This is a genomic window from Microvirga lupini (genome assembly GCF_014191055.1).
Lineage (GTDB): Bacteria > Pseudomonadota > Alphaproteobacteria > Rhizobiales > Beijerinckiaceae > Microvirga > Microvirga lupini_A.
Genome location: NZ_JACHWB010000001.1, coordinates 1,145,165 through 1,165,730, shown reverse-complemented (window position 1 = coordinate 1,165,730; position 20,566 = coordinate 1,145,165). Strand labels below are relative to the sequence as shown.

The following is a 20,566-nucleotide window of genomic DNA, read 5'->3' as shown; positions in this document are numbered from 1 at the left end:
GAGATCAGCTACGCCTTACTGTCTCAAAAGACTGGACGATGGGGTACGGCATAATCAATCGCTCAGCCCTGCCGTTGCAGGAAAACTTGTGTCTCACACAAACAGGCAGAGATGATGAATTCCATCGCCCCCGTATTGGTGACCCGCCACGAGACATGGCACGAGATCGTGCTGAACCGTCCTGAGAAGCTGAATGCCTTCAGCCCTGATATGCAGTGCGCCCTGATGGCGGCCCTCGAAGCGTCAGGTGCGGACAAGACTTGTCGGGCCATCCTGCTGACGGGAGCCGGGAAAGCCTTCTGTGCGGGGCAGAATCTGTCGGATCGTGACCCCCGCAAGCTCGACGGTCCGCCTGATCTGCACCAAACGGTGACCACATACTATAATCCTCTGATCCGTCTCATCCGCGCACTCCGGGTGCCGGTTGTCTGTGCTGTGAATGGCGCTGCTGCAGGAGCGGGTGTGGGCGTCGCGCTTGCCTGCGATCTTGTTCTCGCCAGCGAAAGGGCCAAGTTCATTCTTGCCTTCTCGCGCATCGGGCTTGGACCCGACGCGGGATCTAGCTGGTTCCTGACCCGTGCGCTCGGTGAGTTGCGTGCGAAGGCTCTGGCCCTGACCGGAGGAGCCCTCACCGCCCAGGAAGCACATCAGGCAGGGCTCGTGGTTTCGATCCACTCAGACGAGGAACTGCTGGAGACAGCACGTGACTATACGGCCCAAATTGCTGGCGGCGCGACCCTGGCCCTCGGGTGGATAAAGCAAGCCATCCACGCTTCGAGCGCCAATTCCCTGGAGGCGCAACTCGAGCTGGAGGCGGAGATTCAGGGCCAGGCTGGACGCACCCCTGACTACCGGGAGGGCGTCATCGCTTTTCTGGAGAAAAGACCGGCATGCTTCACCGGACGGTCGGGAGAACTCTGATGTCGCTCCCCTCGCCTGTTTCTTCGTCCGTTGTGGATGGGATTGCCCGGATCACGATCGACAATCCACCGGTCACTGCAATCAGCCAAGCCGTTCGTGAAGGGCTGCTGAAGGCCATCTCGCAGATCAATGACGATATCTCGGTTCGCGTCGCTGTTCTGACGTGCGCTGGCCGCACCTTCGTGTCCGGTGCGCACATCAAGGAATTTGGAAAACCTCCTCGCCTGTCGTCGCAGGCGTTTGCGATGGCTTCATCGGCAACCGCATCATGTCCGCATATCGCCGTGACTGCGAGTTCATGCTCAAGGAGGAAGCCCTGCCGCAGGAGATCGATGCCGCCATGCGGCGGTTCGGCTTCGCGATGGGGATCTATGAGGTCCAAGATCTGTCCGGTCTCGACATTGCATGGGCCATGCGCAAGCGCCGTGCTGCGACTCGGCCATCCGAAGAGCGCTATTCCCGTATCTCGGATCGTCTCTGCGAAGCCGGGCGACTGGGACGGAAAACAGGCGCCGGTTTCTACGATTATATATCGGGAAAGCCGGCGCCGTCAGCTTTCGTCGTGCAGGTCATCCTGGAGGAGAGCGCCGCACGTGGGTTCAAACGGCGCTCATTCACACCAGACGAGATCATGACCCGCATCCTGAAGGTGATGCGCACGGAGGGCGAGGCGATCCTGGCCGAAGGCATTGCCGAAAGTGCCGCCGATATCGATGTTGTCATGATCACCGGCTACGGCTTTCCCCGGCAAAAGGGCGGCCCGATGTTCTCCATCTGAATTGCGGAGCGAACAGCAACATTGCTCCAGAGCACGTTCAATAGAATAGGAAATACAACATGACCGAATCTGTCGTGATCCTGTCCGGAGTCCGGACTGCCATCGGCACCTTTGGAGGTTCCCTCTCCGGCTACGAACCAGCCAAGCTTGGGGCGCTTGTTGCAGCTGAAGCGCTCAAGCGCGCCGACGTTCCCCCCGAGGCCGTCGGTCACGTGGTTTTCGGAAACGTGATTCCGACGGGTCCGCGTGACGCATATCTGTCCCGTGTGGCCGCCGTCAGCGCAGGCATCCCGAAGGAAACGCCGGCCATGAACGTCAACCGGCTTTGCGGCAGCGGCGCCCAAGCCGTCGTTTCAGCAGCCCAGAGCATCATGCTGGGCGATGCACAAGTTGCTCTGGCTGGCGGCGCCGAGGTGATGAGCCAGGCGCCGCACTATCTCCAGACCGGGCGCTTTGGGCAGAAGATGGGTGACACGACCCTGATCGACGGTCTGACCGGCACGTTAATGGATCCGTTTGGCCATGGTCTGATGGGCATTACGGCGGAGAACATCTCCGAACATTGCAGCATTTCGCGCGGCGACCAGGATGGTTATGCGGCGGAAAGCCAACATCGTGCAGCCGCTGCCATCAGGGAAGGCTGCTTCAAGGAGCAGATCCTTCCCATCGAGGTCTCGGTAGGACGCAAGACTTTCACCTTCGACACGGACGAATACCCGAAAGGCGAGACGACGGCAGATAGCCTTGCGGGCTTGAGGCCCGCTTTCAAGAAAGACGGTGTCGTGACCGCAGGCAACTCATCGGGTATCAATGATGGGGCTGCCGCACTGGTTCTTGCCTCAGAGACCTATACGCGCGACAAGGGCCTTGTGCCGATGGCGCGGATCGTCGGCTATGCTCATGCCGGCGTCGATCCCTCCGTCATGGGACTTGGTCCCATTCCGGCCGTCCGAAATCTCCTCGCCCGCACGGGGATGAAAATTGGCGACTTCGACGTTATCGAGTCGAACGAAGCTTTCGCTGCACAAGCCATCGCGGTCGCGCGGGAGCTCGGCTTCGACGAGAGCAAGGTCAACCCCGACGGGGGCGCCATTGCGCTCGGCCATCCTGTCGGTGCGACCGGAGCAATCCTGATCATCAAAGCGATGCATCATCTTCGTCGGAATTCAGGGCGCTATGGTCTAATCACAATGTGTATTGGCGGTGGCCAGGGCATCGCGCTCGCGGTCGAACGCGTCTGACGCCTGCGGTATTCGTAACAAAATGAGGCGTTTCCCGCGGCTAGGTTTGAACCGCATAGGGACCTGCTCTCTGCCGCATCAGATCACAGCCGCCACCCGTGACCTGCTGCGACGATTAACGGAGTTTTGAATGGCATCTCTCATTGATCGCTCCAACCTCGACTTCCTGCTGAACCGATGGCTGAAGGTCGACGAGCTCCTGGCGCGTCCCTCCTTCGCGATGCATGACCTCGCCGAAGTCTCGGCTTATCTGGATTTGGCCGAGGAGCTGGCGGGTGACAAGTTTCTGACGCACTACAAGCTGGCCGATCAGATCGAGCCTACGCTGACGGAGGAAGGTGTCGAGGTTTTGCCGCAGATCAAGCGGGCCCTCGAGCAGTTTGCCGCAGCCGGATTCTTCTCTGCCCCATTCCCTGAAACCTATGGAGGCTTGCAGTTTCCCGAGCTGGTCCAGGCCGCTGGCCTGGGTCTGTTCATGGCAGCGAATCTCGCAACATCCGCCTATGCCATGCTCACCATCGCGAATGCTCGCCTGCTCGTCGCCCATGGCTCACCCGCTCAAGCGGAAGCCTTTGCGCGTCCGCAGATCGAAGGCCGGGTGCTGGGCACCATGTGCCTGTCCGAGCCGCAGGCTGGATCCTCCCTCGGCGACATTCGGACCCGCGCAGAGCCCGACGGGGATAGCATTTACGGGCCGCAATACCGCATCACGGGCAACAAGATGTGGATCTCCGGAGGCGACCAGAACATCTCTGAGAATATCTTCCATCTCGTTCTCGCCAAGATCCCCGAGACTGACGGCTGCCTTCCGGAAGGCACAAAGGGAATCTCCCTGTTTATCGTGCCGAAATTCATCCTTGCGGAGGACGGATCCCCCGGCATCCGCAATGACGTCGATGTGGCTGGAATCAATCACAAGATGGGCTATCGCGGCACGTCGAACTGCCTGCTGAATTTCGGCGAGGGAACACGCTTTCGGCCCGGCGGGAGAGCCGGAGCCGTCGGTTATCTGGTAGGAGAACCGGGCGCGGGACTTGCCATCATGTTCCATATGATGAACGAGGCCCGGATCAATGTCGGGTTGGGTGCTGCATCCGTTGCGTGCCGCGCACATCTCCTATCGGTCGCTTATTCACAGGAACGAATGCAGGGCCGGCTGGAGCGCAACAATAACCCGGTTCCCTTGATCGCCCACCCTGATGTTCGCCGCATGCTGCTGGCTCAGAAGTGCTATGCGGAAGGGGCGCTGTCGCTAATCCTCTATGCGGCGCGCCTCGTCGATGATCGCGAGACGGCGGAGACGGATGAGGAGCGCGCCGAGGCCGATCTCCTTCTGGGATTGCTCACACCCGCAGCGAAGACATGGGCCTCTGAATGGGGACTGGCAGCCAATGATATCGCCATTCAGATCCATGGCGGCTACGGCTACACACGGGACTTCGATGTGGAACAGCTCTACCGCGACAATCGCCTCAACCCAATCCACGAAGGCACAACCGGCATTCAGGGCATCGACTTCGTAGGGCGCAAGATTCAAAAGGACGGGGGCGCCGCCCTGATTACCCTTGGCAAGCGCATTCGCAGCACCTGCATCTCCGCCGCTGCAGCGGACGAGCGCCTGCGCAACCATGCGGCCGATCTGGAGGCTGTCTGGGACGAATTCGTCAGCCTAGCGCAGGGCTATCAGGATGTCGGACGCGACGTCATGCTGTCGAACGCCACGGAGCTTCTTCAAGCCTTCGGCCATCTGGTGGTCGGCTGGCTGTGGCTCGACCAAGCCCTTGTGACTTCGACGACTAAGTCCCCTCTCCAGGAGACGAAGGTCGCCTGCTGCGACTTCTACTTCCAGACGGAAATGCCGCGCGTGACGAACGCCCTCCACCACCTCGCCCACCGCTCGCCCTTACCGGCAACGGTTCCGCTCGGCGTCTTCGGAGTTGAACAGTAAGAGACATCTGATCATGTTCGAAAACCTCTTCGATCTCAGAGGCCGTACGGCCTTGGTCACAGGTGGCGCCACGGGGCTGGGTCGCATCTGCGCAGAAACGCTGCTCAAGGCAGGGGGCCGGGTACTGATAGCCTCACGCAAGGCGTCGCAATGCGAGGTGGTTGCCGCTGAACTGCGCGCACTCGGCGCCTGCGAGGGATTTGGCGGTGATGTCGGTAATGAAGCGGGGGTGGCAGCGCTCGTAGACCAGGTTCGTGCGCGCACCGACCAGCTCCATATCCTGGTCAACAATGCAGGCGCAACCTGGGGTGCGGATTTCGAGGAGTTTGGATGGCAGGCTTGGGACAAGGTGCTTTCCGTGAACGTAATGGGCGTCTTCGAGTTGACACGACATCTCATGCCGATGCTGATCGCTTCTAGCATTGAGGGCGAGCCGTCGAGAATCGTGAATGTCGGCTCCATGGTGGGCACCCTACCATTGGCCGACCGTGCCTACTCCTACGCGACATCCAAAGCGGCAGTGCACCATCTGACCCGCATTCTGGCCAATGAGTTCACCCCGCGCGGTGTGAACGTCAACGCCATCGCCCCCGGCCCGTTCACCACGAAGATGACCGCCTATGCCTTGGGTGACGCTCATGGAGCCGGGGAAGCGGCATCGACAGTTCCAGCTGGACGTCTGGGACGTCCGGACGACATGGCGGCCGCTCTCCTCTATCTCTGCGGGCGCGGTGGGAGCTTCGTTTCCGGTGCGATCCTCCCCGTTGACGGCGGCATGACGAGCCAAACCCGCCAACACATGTTCCGGAATGACGACGCATGATTCATCCCCGGCCCTCCATCAGCCTCAACGAACTGGAAGCTCTCGTCGGCACCAGGGTCGGCCAATCCGACTGGATCCTCATCAATCAGGCCAGGATCAACGACTTCGCCGATGTGACGGAGGATCATCAGTACATTCACGTCGATCCCGATAAGGCGAGGGAGACCGGTTTCGGTGGAACGATCGCCCATGGATTCCTGACATTGTCATTGCTCAGCCGCATGGTCGAGACAGGTCTGCGGCCAATCAATGGCATGACGGCCAATGTCAACTACGGCTTCGACAAGATCCGCATGTTGAGCCCAGTTCCCGCCGGAGTACGGGTGCGCGGCGGCTTCACTCTCAACGGCGTGACAAGGCGGAGCGACACCCAGATCCTCTGTTCCTATCATGTGAATGTGGAAGTGGAGAGCCAGAGCCGCCCTGCCCTTGCAGCCGATTGGCTCATCCTGACAACATTGCAGCAAGAGGTATCCAATCATGGGTGAGTTTGAAGGACTCGTCGCCATCGTCACTGGCGCAGGTGCGGGCCTCGGCCGCAGTCATGCGATCGGCCTAGCCCGGGAGGGCGCAAAGGTCGTCGTCAGCGACATTGCCCTGACCAGCGCCGAGGCTGTGGTGTCGGAAATCAAGGCAGCCGGCGGAGAGGCAATCGCCGCGACCGCCGACGTCAGCGACAGGGCTCAGGTCGATGCGATGGTGGCCAAGGCGGTCGAGACCTGGGGCCGCGTCGATATTCTCGTCAACAATGCCGGGATCCTGCGCGACAAAAGCTTTGCGAAGCTCGAACCCGCCGACTTCGACCTCGTCATCAAGGTTCACCTGCAAGGCACCTTCAACTGCATCAAGGCGGTGTGGGACCTCATGCGCGACGCTGGATATGGCCGCATCGTTCTGACGTCCTCCGCTTCCGGCATCTACGGCAATTTCGGCCAGTCCAACTATGGCGCAGCCAAGGCTGCTATGATCGGCCTGATGAACGTGCTGCATCTCGAAGGTGCGAAGTACGACATCCGCGTCAATTGCCTCGCTCCAACGGCGGCAACCAATATGACGGCCGGGCTGATCTCGGATGAGGAGGCACAGCTCCTCTCCCCCGATACGGTCACACCTGCGGTGCTCTACCTCGTAGGCGAGAACGCTCCATCAAAGATGATTCTGGGTGCGGGGGCAGGCACCTTCGCGGTCACGCACATCATCGAGACAGAAGGCAAGTTCCTGCCGGAGAGCGAGCGAACCCCTGCGGGCATCGCTCGGCATATGCTTGAGATCGCCGACATAGCCACGGCAGCCCCGCTCAATACGGCATTCGATCAAACCAGCAAGTTTGTGACGCGTGCCGCAGGAGCATCTGGAGTAAGGTTACGCAAGTAAGTGCGTATCGCCACGGCGCAGGTGGATCATCGGTATGGCTTCGGTTGACCAGGATGGGAATAGGCCGAAAGAGTGCTGATGACCGTCCTGTAGGACCGGCCAGGCGACCCGTTCCTTCTAATCTATGGGATTGCACGCATGGACTTCCGCATCTCGCCTGACATCGAGGACTACCGTGTGCGCATTGCAAGCTTCATCGAGCGCGAGATCCTTCCGCTTGAGTCCGACCACGCCTCCTATGACGCGCACGAGAACATTGCCCTCGCTCCCCTGAAGGCGCTACGCGACAAGGCCAAGGCCGAAGGGCTCTGGTGCCTCCAGCTCAAGCCGGAGACGGGCGGCGCAGGCCTCGGCAAGGTCGGCATGGCGGTCTGCTACGAGGCTATGAACCGCTCGATCTTCGGCCCCGTGGTTTTCAATTCCGCCGCGCCCGATGATGGCAACATGATGGTCTTGGAGGCCACAGGCACGCCCGAGCAGAAGGAGCGCTGGCTGCAGCCCATCGTTCGCGGCGAAGTACGCTCCGCCTTCGCAATGACCGAGCCACACCCCGGCGGCGGCTCCGATCCCAGCATGATTCAGACCCGAGCGGAGAAGCGCGGAAGCACATATGTCGTCCACGGACGCAAGTGGTTCATCACGGGTGCGGAAGAGGCCGGCTACTTCATCCTCGTCGCCCGCACTTCGGACGATCCTCGCTATGGTCTCACGGCCTTCCTGTTCCACAAGAACCAGCCGGGCTGGCGGATTCTGCGCCGGATCCCGATTATGGGGCCTGAGGAACATGGCGGCCACTGCGAGATCGAATTCGACGGCCTTGAGATTCCTAAAGAGAATGTGCTCCTTGGAGAAGGTCAAGGACTGAAGGTGACGCAGATCCGCCTCGGTCCTGCCCGCCTGACCCATTGCATGCGCTGGCTCGGCCTGTCGAAGCGCTGCGTCGAGATCGCTCAAGCCTACGCGGCCGAGCGTACCGGATTCGACCAACGCCTCGCAGACCGGGAGAGCATTCAGCTGATGCTGGGCGATCTCGCCCTCAAAATCGAGATCGGGCGACTGCTGGTCATGAAAGCCGCCTGGGCACTCGATCAAGGCAGCTTTGCCCGGAAGGAAGTGTCCATGGCCAAGATCCACGTCGCCAATCTGCTGCACCAATCCGCCGATACAGGCATCCAGATCAATGGAGCACGCGGCTATTCCAAGGACACCGTGCTGGAGTGGATCTACCGCTATGCACGGCAGGCTCGGCTGGTGGATGGAGCCGACGAGGTACACCGCATGGTGCTCAATCGTCTGCAGACTGCTGAAGGCCCAGGCTTCTGGAGCTGGCCGGTTAAAGAGACATAGAATGTTGCAGAACAGATACTTGAATTTGCATCCTGCCCCGATGAGACAGCGGGCCTGCCTTAACCGTCCCTTCAAGCAATTGGACTGCGGCCCATGAGCAAACTTTTCAGTGGCATCTCCCTCGGTGGTCTGCGTCTTGACAATCGTGTCGCTGTCTCGCCCATGTGTCAGTACAGCGCCGTCAATGGTGTGGCACAGGATTGGCACCTCATCCATCTCGGCAGCCTTGCTTTGTCCGGTGCAGGCCTCGTGATTGCAGAGGCTACGGCCGTAGAGGCGGCAGGACGCATCACCCATGGTTGCCTCGGGCTCTGGAATGACGAGCAGGAAGAAGCTCTTGCCCGTATCGTGCGGGCGACAAAAGCTTACTCCCACGCGGCATTAGGCATCCAACTCGGCCATGCCGGGCGCCGCGCTTCATGCCAGTCCATCTCGACACGCTCTACGCGCGAGTGGCTCGATATCGGCGAAGGGGCATGGCAGACCTATGGACCGTCAGCCACCTCCTACAATGAGGGCTGGCACACTCCTGTCGAAATGACTGAGAGCGACATTCTCCGCGTCATCACGGCCTTTGCTCAGGCGGCACGACGTGCAGATCGCGCCGGATTCGATCTGATCGAGATCCATGGCGCGCATGGCTATCTCATACATCAGTTCATGTCGCCACTGACCAACAAGCGAACCGATACCTGGGGAGGCTCTCTCGACAACCGCCTACGCTTTGCCCTCGAAGTGGCTCGCGCAGTACGCTCCGTCTGGCCCCAAAGCAAGGCGCTCGGCTTCCGGGTGAACAGTAAGGACTGGCACCCTGATGGATTGTCGCTGGATGACGCGATCGTGCTGTGTCAGGCGCTCAAGGAAATAGGCGTTGATTATGCGGTCATGTCAGCGGGAAACCTTGTTCCGGATGCGAAGATTCCCCGAGCGACGCCCGGACACCAAGTCGCATTCGCGATGCGTGTCAAAAAGGAAACAGGACTGACGGCGATGGCCGTTGGGTTCATTGTGGACCCCAAGCTGGCCGATGATATCATCATGGAAGGACGCGCGGACATGGTCGCGATCGGGCGGGCCTTTCTGGACAATCCGCGCTGGGCTCTGCACGCGGCAGCCACGCTCGGTGTCGATCCCGACTATCCGCCGCAATATGTTCGTATCCGCCCCAACAATTGGATCGGCTTCACCACAGCCCATCCCGGTGTCGTTGCGCCACAAACGTTCAAACAAGCAGATCGGCCTCAATCCACAACGTGGGATAGACCTTCAGCCGAATCAAAGAAGTAATAGGGAATGCTGCTTCTGCTCCCGCTGCCGCTGCCGCTTGCCTGCAGGTCACAGAATGCTCGGAGCTGAAGCTGCCGTCGATGATCGCAAGCTTCGGCCCCGCTTCTCTCTACACCCCTTCGCGACGAACTATTCGGTAGTCAGGCGGCTGCGCTCTTATTGGCCTGGTCGAAAACAAAGTTTGATGATCGGTTCTGGGCCGCCGTTGCGCAATGCTCCCGGTATTTATGGAATCCACCGATGAACATGGTAAGCCCTTGAGGCTTGCCTTTGACATTGGCTCCGACCCACCAAGTGTTTGCCTTGCGGATCAGTGACTTTTCGGCGAGCGCGGCGACAAGGGACATCCAACCTTCCTCGGCTTGTGCAGTTGGCTCCACCGTCGTGAGCCCGTTCGCCTCCATGTAGTCGATCATCTCGGCGATCCAATCGACGTCGTGCTCGGCGATGGTGATAAGGTTCGCGAGAGCTGCGGGCCCATTCGGTCCGCTTGGGGCGAAGAGGTTCGGGAAACCCTCCATCATGATGCCCAGATAGGAGCGTGCGCCGCTGCCCCATTTCTGCTTCAGGGTATATCCATCCCGTCCGACTACGTCGAAGGCCAGAAGCGCGCCGGTGAGCGCATCGTAGCCGGTGGCGAAGATGAGAATATCCAGTTCGGTCTCGCCGCTCTCTGTACGGATCCCCTTTTCGGTGATTTCCACGATCGGATCCGCTTTCAGGTCCACAAGGTGGACGTTCGGCAGGTTGTAGGTTTCGTAGTATTCCGTGTCGAGGCAAGGCCTACGGGCAAAAATCGGGTACCCCCGCGGCTTCAGCGCCTCCGCAGTCTTGGGGTCCTTCACGATTTCACCGATCTTCTCGCGCACGAAATCGGCAACTTGGTCATTCGCCTCCTGGTTAATCAGAAGATCGGCGAAAGAACCCAGGAAGGTATGGCCACCGTTCACCCATGCCTGTTCCATGACCTGCCGGCGCTGTGAGGGCGGCAGGCTGAAGAAGGGGCGCGACGTAGCCGGGCGAGTACCGCCTGTCGGGTTGTTTCGCATGGCCTCGCGCATGGCGCGGTAATGACGCTTCATCTCGTTGATGTAATCGGGCTCGAGCACATGATTGCGCATCGGGAGCGTGAAGCTCGGCGTGCGCTGAAAGACAAAGAGCTCTCCGGCTTCCCGACCGACCGTCTGCACGATCTGGATGCCGGTTGACCCAGTTCCGATGATACCCACGCGCTTGCCTTCAAAGCTGACCGGCTCATGCGGCCACTTTTGCGCGCGCAGAAGCCTGCCTTTGAAGCGATCGATGCCCGGTATATCGGGATCCTTCGCCACCGAGAGAGGCCCTGTCGCCATGACGCAGTAGGGCGCCTCGAGGACTTGGTCCTGATCGGTCGTGGCGCGCCAGAGCTTTGCATTCTCGTCCCAGATTGCGCTGGTCACCCGAGTGTTGAACAAATAGCTGCGGCGAAGGTCCAGCCTGTCGGCCACGAAGTTGGCATAGGCAAGAATCTCCGGCTGCGCGGCGAACTGCTCGCTCCAGGTCCATTCCTGCTCGATCTCCTCGGAGAACCCGTAGCTGTAATCGACGCTCATCAGGTCGCAGCGCGCTCCTGGATACCGATTCCAGTACCAGACCCCGCCGACATCGCCGCCGGCCTCGATCCCGACAACCGATTTGCCCATCTGCCGGAACTTGTATGTGGCATACATACCAGCGAACCCCGCGCCGACGACGATCACGTCGATGCGCCGCGCGCTTGAATCGCTGCTACCCGTACGGTTGCCATGCACCATGTCAGCATTTCCCTTCTATCATTCGACGGCCGCAGGGCGCACTGCCACGCTGCTGACCACATGGAAGACTGCAAGTCCAATCTGCCCGATCTCCGACCGACTGCGCCCCTGTGAACGACATGTCGGAGACCAGCCAATAGACCTGAGTGTTGGCGTCTCTCCCAGGGCATTACCTGCGGCGGCCCTATGTCTAAGCATCGAACCGGAGGCAATCCAAGTCAACGATATCGGGGATGCGAAGGAAACTTTCATGAATGTGAAAGCTTGCCAGGACGTCTTCTTCGCAGACTTAGCCTTATCCTGAAATCAAGGGGCGAATGCTGATCGGCAGTGAGCTTGGCCGATGGCGGTGGGCATACATTTCCAGATCCGAATGTATCAGATCGGAGTATTGAGCGTCCTTCGGGGCATCCGTTTTGAAACGGGGCCGATCATGAATCCTTTTTTTCAGGGTATCACGACCAAGTTTCCGATCACCGTTCCCTGTTCGACGCGCTCATGCGCTTCGATCGTCTGATCTAAGGGTAGGATCGCGCCGATCGCATGTTGCAGGCGCTCCTCGTTCATCCAGCGGGTCAGGTCCCGGATGCCGCGGCTGCGAGCCTCGGGCGGAAGCTCGTAGTCGATGAAGAACCGCACTGCGGCGCCGCTGAGGATCATGGGGCCGAACTCGAAGGTCACCTGGGGGGTATTCGATCCGTAGGCGACGCACAATCCGTTTATTGCAACGATCTTCGGAAGCAACGAAGCGTTTCCGGCCATGTCGACTTCGACCACACGGTCGATGCCGTGACCGCCCGTGATCTCGCGGACACGGTCAGGCACGGATTCGGTCTGGTAATTGATCACCTCGTCGGCACCGGCCGCTCGGGCATGCTCTGCTTTCTCGGACGAGCTCACAGTCGTGATCACCTGAGCGGCCCCGAGCAGCTTTGCGATCTGGATCGCACAATGCCCCACCGCCCCGGCGCCACCCGCGACCAGGATAATCTGCCCCTCCGGCGAGCACTCCGTCGTGATGGTACGATGAGCCGTCAGCGCCGGGATACCCAGACAGGCACCCACTTCGAAGGAGATCGCATCAGGCAGTTTCACCGCCTGCTCTGACGGCAGCGCAATATAGGTTGCAGCGGTCCCGAAGGCGCGCTTCCATTGGCCGCTCCAGATCCAGACCCGTTCGCCGATCCGCGCCGGGTCGACCCCCGCGCCCACGCGGTCGATGACGCCTGCCCCGTCGCTGTGGGGGATGACCCGTGGCCCGACCATGGGGCGGGACCCCAAGCGGGTCTTCCAATCCGACGGATTGACGCCCGACGCATGGACGCGCACCCGCACCTCACCCTGCCCAGGCTCCGGATCAGGCATCTCACCGAACTGAAGCACCTCACGGGCTGGGCCATTACGTTCATACCAAACCGCCTGCATCGAGTAGCTCCTGTCTCTTGGTGAGGGGAGTAGCGAAGTAGCTGAACTGAGACGCTCCCCAGCAGAAGGCCACAAGCATTGCGATCAAACCGTGCTCAGGCGCTCCATGTCGGAGATCTGCCCACAGCCGCCTAACACCTCAATCGGGAAGCCCTGGCTCTAGATCATCAGCGCGCCGCCATTGATGTCAATGACAGCGCCGGTGATGAAACCCGATTCCTCGCCGGCGAGGAAGGCCACGAGGGCAGCGACCTCCTCCGGTTGACCGATCCGGGCGACAGGTATCTTCGCCCGCACCAGTCTCAACAGATCCTCCGACGAGCTCATGCCCATAGGGGTATCGATCCGTCCGGGCGCGATCGAATTCACCGTAATGCCCGAGGCGGCTACGTCATGGGCAAAGGCGCGCGTCAATCCGAGCAACCCGGATTTGGAAGTGACATAATCAGCACCCGAGCTTCCGCCTGGTGATCGACCTGCCCGCGACGAGATGTTGATGATGCGGCCCCACCCCCTTCGCCTCATGGCAGGAATGCAGATCTGCATCAGGCGGAATGGAGCAGTCAGGTTGATGGTCAGGACCCGCTCCCATTGTTCAAGGGCGATCTCCGGGCCCAGTATGGGCTTTCCGTCCGATGCAATGGGCGCGATGCCAGCATTGTTTACTAGGATGGATACGTCTTCGAAGCACTGGCCGATGCGTTTCGGAAGATCTGCGATCTGCTCTTGGGAAGCCAGGTCGATTGCCATGGGAATCGCCTGTATCCCATCATGGCCGAGTTTCCCGGCAGCTTCTCGAAGATCAGCTTCCAGCACATCGAGCATATAGACAGTCCGCCCAGCGGATCCGAGACGCTGGGCAATGGCAAGGCCGACACCGCGGGCGGCGCCGGTCACGATAGCGACCTGACTCATGGGCTCACTCCGATACAGATGCGGTTACGAGAAAAGATAATCCTTCATGCCGCGGAATGACGGATCCTCGCATGCAAAGAGATGGCCGCCATGCGGATGGGAAGATACAATACGACCGGTGCCTGTATCCTTGATGGAAGTCAGGTAGAGGCTCTGCAGAGTCCTGCCGCCGAATGCTACGCAGGACGGGGTATCGACTGGCGCTTCGAAGACCGCAGCGACATTGCCCGCCGCGTCGAACTTGGCGATCTTGCCATTCTGCACGAGTGTCACCCACAGATTGCCATCGGCATCCACACAAGCGCCGTCGGGCGCCGAGCCCAATGCCTTCGTGTCCAGAACCTGGAGCGGCTCGCTAAGTTGTTCAGTGTCGGGCAGGTACCTGTAGAGCTTCACGCAATTCTCAAGGCTATCCGCGAAATAGACGCTCTGGCCATTCGGCGTGAAGCAGATCGCGTTCGGAATCGCGATGCCTGTCTTGAGAATGGCCACCCGCCCGTTAGATGCTATCCGATAGAGCTTGCCGCGAGCAGCGCCCTCCATCGTGAGGGTGCCAGCAAGGAAATTGCCATAAGGATCGACCTTGCCGTCATTGAAGCGAACACCCTTCTCACTATCGGGAAGCTTGAAGACGGATCTCAAGTCACCATCCGTCGTACCGTAAATGTAAACCCCGTCACCGAGCGCCACGACTGTCAGAATAGACGCCTGCCATATCGCTCATGACGCCGACGCGGATGACATCATCCGTATATTTTTCCTGAGCATAATCAGCCCCTGCTTGGGCCAGGAGCATGGCGGATACACCAGCCAGAAGTGAGAGTTTCTTCATTCGGACAGCTCCTCCTGAAGCCAAGATCGTGTCGCCATATCGTTGGAGATTCTTTGGCAATGTAGGCAGAACGCTATCGATCGAGTACAGACAGGGTCAACGCCGCGAGAGTAATTACATGCATGTGTATTACTGGCTTCTCTGCGAGCGTTCAGGCAGCGCCCGGATTGAACTACTCCTGAAGCGCCTTGTCCCGCCTTCCACGGATGCTTGGCACGGCGATCGCAATTACCGCACAAAACGCAATGGCGAGGAGTACTGCCGACAGGGGTGATGAGAAGAACACGGTGGCGTCGCCTCGAGAGAGAAGCATGGTTCGACGGAATGTCTCTTCCAGCTGCGGGCCAAGCACCAGTCCGAGCAGTAGCGGGGCGGGAGACAATCTCAGCATCAGAAAGGCATAGCCGACAATACACATGATCGCTGCCTCATAAATTTCGAACGTGCTGTTCTTTAGCGAATAGACGCCGATACAGCAGAACATCATGATTGCTGGATATAAAAAGCGGTAGGGGATGTTGAGAAGCTTCACCCAGAGCCCGACAAGGGGAAGATTCAGGATGACCAGCATCATATTCCCGACCCACATCGAGGCGATCACTCCCCAGAAGAGTGATGGGTTGGCCGTCATGACCTGGGGACCGGGCTGAATGTTGTGAATGGTCATCGCGCCAACCATCAGAGCCATGACCGCATTGGCCGGCAGGCCAAGCGTCAGCAAGGGGATGAAAGAGGTTTGCGCTCCCGCATTGTTCGCGGATTCCGGTCCGGCCACACCCTCGATCGCTCCTTGGCCGAAGCTGGTGGGGTTGCTGGAGAGTTTCTTCTCGACCGAATAGGATGTGAACGATGCGAGCGCGGCTCCACCACCGGGCAGAACCCCTAGGATCGTGCCGATGAACGTCCCTCTCGCAATTGGTGCGGCCATGCGCCTGAAGTCAGCCCGCGTAGGGAACAGACTGGTGAGCTTCTCAACTGTAAGACCCTGCCCTGCTCCATGCTGTTGAAGATTTCGCACGATCTCGGCAAAGCCGAAGATGCCCATGGTTAGAGGCACGAAATCGAGTCCGTCGAACAGCTGAGTGACGCCAAAAGTAAAACGCTGGGTGCCGGAATTCACGTCGGTCCCGATAAGGCTCCAAAGCACCCCAACGAGGACCATGCCCAAGCTTTCCAGCAGTGAATCTGCGGAAATGACGATTGCAAGAAGGAGGCCTAGGACCATCAATGAAAAGTATTCTTTCGGACCGAACTGAAGCGCGACTTCCGCCAGAGGCTTGGCAAGTGCTGCGATGGCGAGGGTTGCCACGCATCCAGCGAAGAACGATCCGATTGCCGCCGTTGCAAGGGCGACCCCCGCCCTTCCACGCCTCGCCATTTGATGTCCGTCGACTGCCGTCATGATCGATGAGGACTCGCCAGGCAGATTGACGATGATCGCAGTGGTCGAACCACCATACTGGGCGCCATAGTAGATTCCCGCGAGCATAATCAAGGCCGAATCGGGTGCCAGGTTGTAGGTCATCGGCAACAGCATCGCGATTGTTGCGAGTGGGCCGAGGCCCGGCAGCACGCCAATCAATGTTCCGAGTAGGCAGCCCAGGAAAGCATAAGCAAGATTGTCAGGTGTGAAGACGGTCGTGAAACCAACTGATAAGTTCGACAGCAGATCCATCTGCGTTTCTACCTGATGAATGAGGGCCAGAGCGGAAGCTGTAAGTCGATGCCGTAAACGAAGGCTCCTACCGCGATTGCTACTAGGACGAGAGTGTTGATGACGATCCCGCGCCAGCGCGCTTCATGGCTTGCAAGGCTGGCCAGAACAAGCAGCACGACCAAGGAGATGACGAAACCGAATCTGGGAAGCATGAAGGCGAAAAGTGCGACAGATCCCGCAATCCAAGCTAGCAGGCGAATATTCCAGGTCCTAAGACGTTCCCGCGCAGATCTCCGCCTTACAGCACCAAGCATGATGAAGAGCCCGACGCCTCCGAGACATACACTCACTAGTGATGGGAAAAAGCCAGACCCCATCTGAGCCGGAGTGCCAAGATCGTACTCTCGCGATCCAAGAAAGAATGCGAGAGCTGTAATGACAAAGAGCAGACCCGACGCAAAAGCTCTCTGATTGTAAATCGGCATTGCAGTCTCCGGAAGCGTGGCGCTTCCGCACCTGCGTCGCAGGTGCGGAAGCAGGTCGCAATAAATGTAGACGGGCTTTACTGGCTCACTTCACAGCCAGACCTGCGCGTTCCACGACGGCTTTGAATTTCGCACTTTCGCTTGCCACAAATTCGTTGATCTGAGCAGGGCCGACCTCCGGCAGCGGGAGGATCGCGTTGCTTTCGAAGTACTCCGCCACTGCCGGATCCTTGAGAGCCGCTTGCGCGGCAGCTGCGATCTTCTCGACGACCTCCGACGGCGTGCCGGCCGGAACGGCAATGCCACTCCAGCCTGCATTTTCTGCTCCGGGGTGACCCGCCTCAACCACCGTCACGGCATTCGGATAGGCGCTCGCCCGTTTCGAGCCTGTCGTTCCGAGCACTTTCATCTTGCCTCCGCTGACGTAGGGCGCCACGACGGACGAATACTCGAATGACACCTGAATGACACCCGACATGAGGTCGACCATCTGATTGCTGCCAGCCTTGTAGGGGATGTGGGTCATCTTGATGCCTGCAGCCGATTGCAGCAATTCACCCGCCAGATGCTGGGCGGTGCCTACGCCGGGAGAACCGTAGTTGATCTGGTTCGGGTTCTCCTTAGCGTAGGCGATCAACTCTGGCAGTGTGCTGAAGGGTGCGCTGGGTGTTGCAACAATCATTTGATTGGCAACGCTCAGACCCTGAACATGGGTAAAACTCTTGACCGGGTCATAAGAGAGTTTGCCTGCCTGAAGTGCAGGCAAAATCGACATGGGGCCGGACGACGTATAGAGTACCGTGTAGCCGTCGTTCTTGGCGGATGCGACCGCCTCCGTTCCCACCACGCCGCCTGCGCCAGGCTTGTTCTCGACCACGACTGTCTGCCCTAGCACCTTCGACATCGGACCAGCCATCTTGCGGGCAACAGTATCGGTGACGCCTCCTGCGGCAAACGGAACGACCCACGTTATCGGACGAGTCGGATACGCTGTTTGAGCAAAGGCTGGTACAGCCATCGTCAGGGATGTGGCAATGCCCAGCATGGTAACAGCGTACTTCGACATCATGTTCCTCCCATATTTCTTAGTTCGTGCAACATTTTCTGAGTTGCAGGGAGGGATGCTAGGTTGGCTATGTAAGAGAACCAATGTCTGTATGCGGCCGGGACTTCTCTTTCACATACAGGAATTTGGAACGACGACTACTAGTCGTACAATCGATGAACATGAGCGCCGATTCAGGGTCCATTGATCAACCCGGCATAACCCAGCGAAAAATCATGCCCACTTGCCCAATCGAGGGCACCGCTCGGATTGGGCTTGGCTGCCGCTCTCACCATCACCTATGCCACGCCGCAGATCCTTCGGGCCGAAAAGGACGAGGCCTTTATCCTCGCCACCGGAATGCTCAGCAACCGCTCCGAATGGTCGATTGGCGATCCTTGGAGCCTACTATCTTGGCCATGATCTTAGACTTGCGGGGTCCGCAATACGGAAGCGAGAGAGGTTGAAGAGAGAACCAAGTCTGTAAAACGGGTGTAAAACGGTTGGCCCGTTCTAACTTAAACCCCATCTAAGCGATTGATTTTATTGGTGGGTGTGCAAGGATTCGAACCTTGGACCCGCTGATTAAGAGTCAGCTGCTCTACCAACTGAGCTACACACCCGTCGCCGAAGCGAATTCAGCGGCGCGATGACCGCTGAAGAGGCCGTGCGTGTAACAAACCGGGTACCCGCTGTCTAGCCCTATAAGCAAGGTTTTCTGCCTCAGGCGCGGATTTTCCCAGGAGCCTTATGAAATGGGCCAACTTCGTTGCATCTTCGAGCAAAAATGATCAGGCCGAACCCACAAATGCTACGTTTACTGATGAGGGTTGCCTCAAGCCCTTAAGCTTGAGGGTTCGAGACTTCGACATTGCCCTGACCAAGAGAAAGGCCCGCTCAACGGGCCTTTCTCGTTTAATCATTCCGCTGCGTGCTGGGCATGCAGGCGGGCACCCCGGCTCATGAGCTTGTTGAGGGCCCCCAGATAGGCTTGGGCTGAGGCTACGAGGGTATCCGGGTCGGCGGCACGGGAGGTCACGCTGCGGTCGTCGGCCGAGAGGCGCACAGAGACCTCCGCCTGGGCGTCGGTGCCCTCGGTGACGGCATGGACCTGGTAGAGCTCCAGCACCGCTTCGTGAGGCACCAGGGCCTTGATGGCGTTGAAGGTGGCATCCACCGGGCCGTTGCCCTCCTGCTCCTCGACGACGATCCGGTCGTCCACCTGGAGCCGCATGGTGGCGCGCTGCGGGCCGCGGGTGCCGGCCACGATGTGGAGCGAGACCAGCTTGATGCGATCATGGGCCATGGCGATGTTCTGGTCGACCAGCGCCTCGATGTCCTCGTCGTAGACGTGCTTCTTGCGGTCGGCGAGTTCCTTGAAGCGCTCGAACGCGTCCTGGAACTGGTTGTCCGACAGGCTGTAGCCCAACTCCTCCAGCTTGTTGCGGAAGGCCGCCCGGCCCGAATGCTTGCCCATCACCAAGGACGTCTTAGAGACGCCGACGCTCTCGGGCGTCATGATCTCGTAGGTCTGGGCGTTCTTGAGCATGCCGTCCTGGTGGATCCCGCTTTCATGGGCGAAGGCGTTCCGGCCTACGATGGCCTTGTTGTACTGCACGGGGAACGAGGTGGCGGCGGACGCCAGCTTCGAGGCACGGGTCAGCATGGTGGCCTCGATGCCGGTCTCGTAGGGCAGCACGTCGCCGCGGGTTTTGATCGCCATGACGATCTCTTCCAGAGCCGCATTGCCGGCGCGCTCACCGATGCCGTTGAGGGTGCATTCGATCTGCCGCGCGCCGCCCTCCAGGGCTGCCAGGGAATTGGCAACCGCGAGGCCCAGATCGTTGTGGCAATGGGCCGAGAAGATGGCCTTGTCGGCGTTCGGCACGCGCTCGCGCACAGCGCGGAACATGGCCCGGTATTCGTCGGGCGTGGCATAGCCCACAGTGTCCGGCAGGTTGATCGTTGTGGCGCCGGCCTTGATGGCGGCTTCCACGCAGCGGCACAGGTAGTCGATCGGGGTGCGGGTGGCGTCCATGGCGGACCACTCGATGTCCTCGATCAGATTGCGGGCTTGGGTCACGGTGTTGGTGATAATCTCCAGCACCTCCTCTTCCGACTTTCGCATCTGATGGGCCAGGTGAATCGGCGAGGTGGAGACGAAGGTATGGATGCGAGGCCGAGCCGCATGGCGCACGGCATCGCCGGCACGGGCGATATCGGCCGAGATGGCACGGGCGAGGCCCGCGACGGTTGCCCGCTTCACCTGCTTGGCGATGAGAGATACGGCCTCGAAATCGCCGTTCGAGGCGATGGGGAAGCCAGCCTCGATGATGTCGACACCCATGGTGTCGAGCAGTTCCGCAACCTCGAGCTTCTCCTCCAGGGTCATGGTGGCGCCGGGGCACTGCTCGCCGTCGCGCAGGGTGGTGTCGAAGATCAGAACGCGGTCCTTGGGGGAGCCGGATACGGAAGCGGTCATCAGTCTAGTCCTTCTCGGGAGGAGCCTTCGGGCTCAAGGTTGTTCCTGCTTGTCCAGAACCCCTGAGAGCCCAGGCGGCAACGCCCAGCCGACCCTCAGGGGCAGCTAAGGAGAAGGAGGCCAAGAAGACGCGCGCGAGCGGCCGCGGAAGCGGTGCCGTTCATGCTTGCGCTGGGGGAGCCGATGATCATCGCTGCCCAAATCCTCCTCGGC

Annotated in this window: 18 protein-coding genes, 1 tRNA gene and 1 pseudogene; 10 read left to right on the top strand and 10 right to left on the bottom strand. The window is 59.8% G+C overall.

Annotation, left to right across the window (positions count from 1 at the left end; genetic code table 11):
* The first annotated feature begins 111 nt into the window (after nucleotides 1-111).
* From FHR70_RS05785 to FHR70_RS05740, 10 genes and pseudogenes are all read left to right on the top strand, one after another.
* Nucleotides 112-921: an enoyl-CoA hydratase-related protein gene (locus tag FHR70_RS05785; protein ID WP_183447965.1), complete on the top strand. Its 810-nt coding sequence runs from the start codon at nucleotides 112-114 to the stop codon at nucleotides 919-921.
* Nucleotides 891-1,124 (top strand): annotated as a pseudogene (locus tag FHR70_RS24580) (enoyl-CoA hydratase-related protein); the annotation flags it as partial. The gene FHR70_RS05785 and the pseudogene FHR70_RS24580, both read left to right, overlap by 31 nt.
* Entirely contained in the window at nucleotides 1,085-1,699 is a 615-nt protein-coding gene (locus FHR70_RS05775) for a 3-hydroxyacyl-CoA dehydrogenase family protein (protein WP_343058731.1), read from the top strand. The pseudogene FHR70_RS24580 and the gene FHR70_RS05775, both read left to right, overlap by 40 nt.
* Before the next feature lie 59 nt (nucleotides 1,700-1,758).
* Entirely contained in the window at nucleotides 1,759-2,940 is a 1,182-nt protein-coding gene (bktB, locus tag FHR70_RS05770) for a beta-ketothiolase BktB (protein WP_183447961.1), read from the top strand.
* 130 nt (nucleotides 2,941-3,070) lie between these two features.
* Nucleotides 3,071-4,888: an acyl-CoA dehydrogenase family protein gene (locus FHR70_RS05765; protein ID WP_183447958.1), complete on the top strand. Its 1,818-nt coding sequence runs from the start codon at nucleotides 3,071-3,073 to the stop codon at nucleotides 4,886-4,888.
* Between the two features lie 7 nt (nucleotides 4,889-4,895).
* The gene (locus FHR70_RS05760) at nucleotides 4,896-5,711 is read left to right on the top strand and encodes an SDR family oxidoreductase (protein ID WP_210277522.1); all 816 of its coding nucleotides are present in this window, start codon (nucleotides 4,896-4,898) and stop codon (nucleotides 5,709-5,711) included.
* On the top strand, nucleotides 5,708-6,199 hold the full coding sequence (locus tag FHR70_RS05755) for a MaoC family dehydratase (protein WP_183447954.1): 492 nt from the start codon (nucleotides 5,708-5,710) through the stop codon (nucleotides 6,197-6,199). The genes FHR70_RS05760 and FHR70_RS05755 overlap by 4 nt, the downstream gene beginning before the upstream one ends.
* On the top strand, nucleotides 6,192-7,085 hold the full coding sequence (locus tag FHR70_RS05750) for an SDR family NAD(P)-dependent oxidoreductase (protein ID WP_210277477.1): 894 nt from the start codon (nucleotides 6,192-6,194) through the stop codon (nucleotides 7,083-7,085). Before FHR70_RS05755 ends, FHR70_RS05750 begins: the two co-directional genes overlap by 8 nt.
* Nucleotides 7,086-7,223: 138 nt before the next feature.
* Nucleotides 7,224-8,432 carry an acyl-CoA dehydrogenase family protein gene (locus FHR70_RS05745; protein ID WP_183447952.1) on the top strand — a complete coding sequence of 403 codons (1,209 nt, stop codon included), beginning with the start codon at nucleotides 7,224-7,226 and terminating at the stop codon, nucleotides 8,430-8,432.
* A gap of 93 nt (nucleotides 8,433-8,525) precedes the next feature.
* The gene (locus FHR70_RS05740; RefSeq protein WP_183447950.1) at nucleotides 8,526-9,719 is read left to right on the top strand and encodes an NADH:flavin oxidoreductase/NADH oxidase; all 1,194 of its coding nucleotides are present in this window, start codon (nucleotides 8,526-8,528) and stop codon (nucleotides 9,717-9,719) included.
* Nucleotides 9,720-9,859: 140 nt separating this feature from the next.
* On the opposite strand, the gene FHR70_RS05735 is transcribed toward FHR70_RS05740, so the two are convergent.
* From FHR70_RS05735 to FHR70_RS05690, 10 genes are all read right to left on the bottom strand, one after another.
* Nucleotides 9,860-11,512 (bottom strand): flavin-containing monooxygenase, encoded by a 1,653-nt coding sequence (locus FHR70_RS05735; protein WP_183447948.1) that lies wholly within the window; start codon nucleotides 11,510-11,512, stop codon nucleotides 9,860-9,862.
* Nucleotides 11,513-11,959: 447 nt separating this feature from the next.
* Complete coding sequence (locus FHR70_RS05730; RefSeq protein ID WP_183447946.1) at nucleotides 11,960-12,937, bottom strand: NADPH:quinone reductase; 978 nt, start codon at nucleotides 12,935-12,937, stop codon at nucleotides 11,960-11,962.
* A gap of 159 nt (nucleotides 12,938-13,096) precedes the next feature.
* Nucleotides 13,097-13,852 (bottom strand): SDR family NAD(P)-dependent oxidoreductase, encoded by a 756-nt coding sequence (locus tag FHR70_RS05725; RefSeq protein WP_183447944.1) that lies wholly within the window; start codon nucleotides 13,850-13,852, stop codon nucleotides 13,097-13,099.
* Nucleotides 13,853-13,876: 24 nt separating this feature from the next.
* A complete protein-coding gene (locus FHR70_RS05720; protein WP_246407800.1) occupies nucleotides 13,877-14,494 on the bottom strand; it encodes an SMP-30/gluconolactonase/LRE family protein in 618 nt (205 codons plus the stop codon).
* A 34-nt stretch (nucleotides 14,495-14,528) separates the two neighbouring features.
* On the bottom strand, nucleotides 14,529-14,684 hold the full coding sequence (locus FHR70_RS05715) for a hypothetical protein (protein ID WP_183447940.1): 156 nt from the start codon (nucleotides 14,682-14,684) through the stop codon (nucleotides 14,529-14,531).
* Nucleotides 14,685-14,856: 172 nt separating this feature from the next.
* A complete protein-coding gene (locus FHR70_RS05710) occupies nucleotides 14,857-16,359 on the bottom strand; it encodes a tripartite tricarboxylate transporter permease (RefSeq protein ID WP_183447938.1) in 1,503 nt (500 codons plus the stop codon).
* Between the two features lie 8 nt (nucleotides 16,360-16,367).
* The gene (locus FHR70_RS24575) at nucleotides 16,368-16,826 is read right to left on the bottom strand and encodes a tripartite tricarboxylate transporter TctB family protein (protein WP_183447936.1); all 459 of its coding nucleotides are present in this window, start codon (nucleotides 16,824-16,826) and stop codon (nucleotides 16,368-16,370) included.
* Between the two features lie 85 nt (nucleotides 16,827-16,911).
* Nucleotides 16,912-17,892 (bottom strand): Bug family tripartite tricarboxylate transporter substrate binding protein, encoded by a 981-nt coding sequence (locus FHR70_RS05700; protein ID WP_210277476.1) that lies wholly within the window; start codon nucleotides 17,890-17,892, stop codon nucleotides 16,912-16,914.
* 526 nt (nucleotides 17,893-18,418) lie between these two features.
* Nucleotides 18,419-18,494 (bottom strand) — tRNA-Lys (locus FHR70_RS05695).
* 296 nt (nucleotides 18,495-18,790) lie between these two features.
* On the bottom strand, nucleotides 18,791-20,353 hold the full coding sequence (locus FHR70_RS05690; RefSeq protein WP_183447932.1) for a 2-isopropylmalate synthase: 1,563 nt from the start codon (nucleotides 20,351-20,353) through the stop codon (nucleotides 18,791-18,793).
* Nucleotides 20,354-20,566 lie beyond the last annotated feature (213 nt).

Excerpts from the sequence above, each read along its gene's own strand:
- FHR70_RS05715 (WP_183447940.1), bottom strand. The coding sequence starts at position 14,684 with ATGAAGAAACTCTCACTTCTGGCTGGTGTATCCGCCATGCTCCTGGCC.
- FHR70_RS05735 (WP_183447948.1), bottom strand. The coding sequence starts at position 11,512 with ATGGTGCATGGCAACCGTACGGGTAGCAGCGATTCAAGCGCGCGGCGC.
- FHR70_RS05750 (WP_210277477.1), top strand. The coding sequence starts at position 6,192 with ATGGGTGAGTTTGAAGGACTCGTCGCCATCGTCACTGGCGCAGGTGCG.
- FHR70_RS05765 (WP_183447958.1), top strand. The coding sequence starts at position 3,071 with ATGGCATCTCTCATTGATCGCTCCAACCTCGACTTCCTGCTGAACCGA.
- FHR70_RS05690 (WP_183447932.1), bottom strand. The coding sequence starts at position 20,353 with ATGACCGCTTCCGTATCCGGCTCCCCCAAGGACCGCGTTCTGATCTTC.
- FHR70_RS05755 (WP_183447954.1), top strand. The coding sequence starts at position 5,708 with ATGATTCATCCCCGGCCCTCCATCAGCCTCAACGAACTGGAAGCTCTC.
- FHR70_RS05745 (WP_183447952.1), top strand. The coding sequence starts at position 7,224 with ATGGACTTCCGCATCTCGCCTGACATCGAGGACTACCGTGTGCGCATT.
- FHR70_RS05710 (WP_183447938.1), bottom strand. The coding sequence starts at position 16,359 with ATGGATCTGCTGTCGAACTTATCAGTTGGTTTCACGACCGTCTTCACA.
- FHR70_RS05740 (WP_183447950.1), top strand. The coding sequence starts at position 8,526 with ATGAGCAAACTTTTCAGTGGCATCTCCCTCGGTGGTCTGCGTCTTGAC.
- FHR70_RS05785 (WP_183447965.1), top strand. The coding sequence starts at position 112 with ATGATGAATTCCATCGCCCCCGTATTGGTGACCCGCCACGAGACATGG.
- FHR70_RS05700 (WP_210277476.1), bottom strand. The coding sequence starts at position 17,892 with ATGTCGAAGTACGCTGTTACCATGCTGGGCATTGCCACATCCCTGACG.
- FHR70_RS24575 (WP_183447936.1), bottom strand. The coding sequence starts at position 16,826 with ATGCCGATTTACAATCAGAGAGCTTTTGCGTCGGGTCTGCTCTTTGTC.
- bktB (WP_183447961.1), top strand. The coding sequence starts at position 1,759 with ATGACCGAATCTGTCGTGATCCTGTCCGGAGTCCGGACTGCCATCGGC.
- FHR70_RS05725 (WP_183447944.1), bottom strand. The coding sequence starts at position 13,852 with ATGAGTCAGGTCGCTATCGTGACCGGCGCCGCCCGCGGTGTCGGCCTT.
- FHR70_RS05730 (WP_183447946.1), bottom strand. The coding sequence starts at position 12,937 with ATGCAGGCGGTTTGGTATGAACGTAATGGCCCAGCCCGTGAGGTGCTT.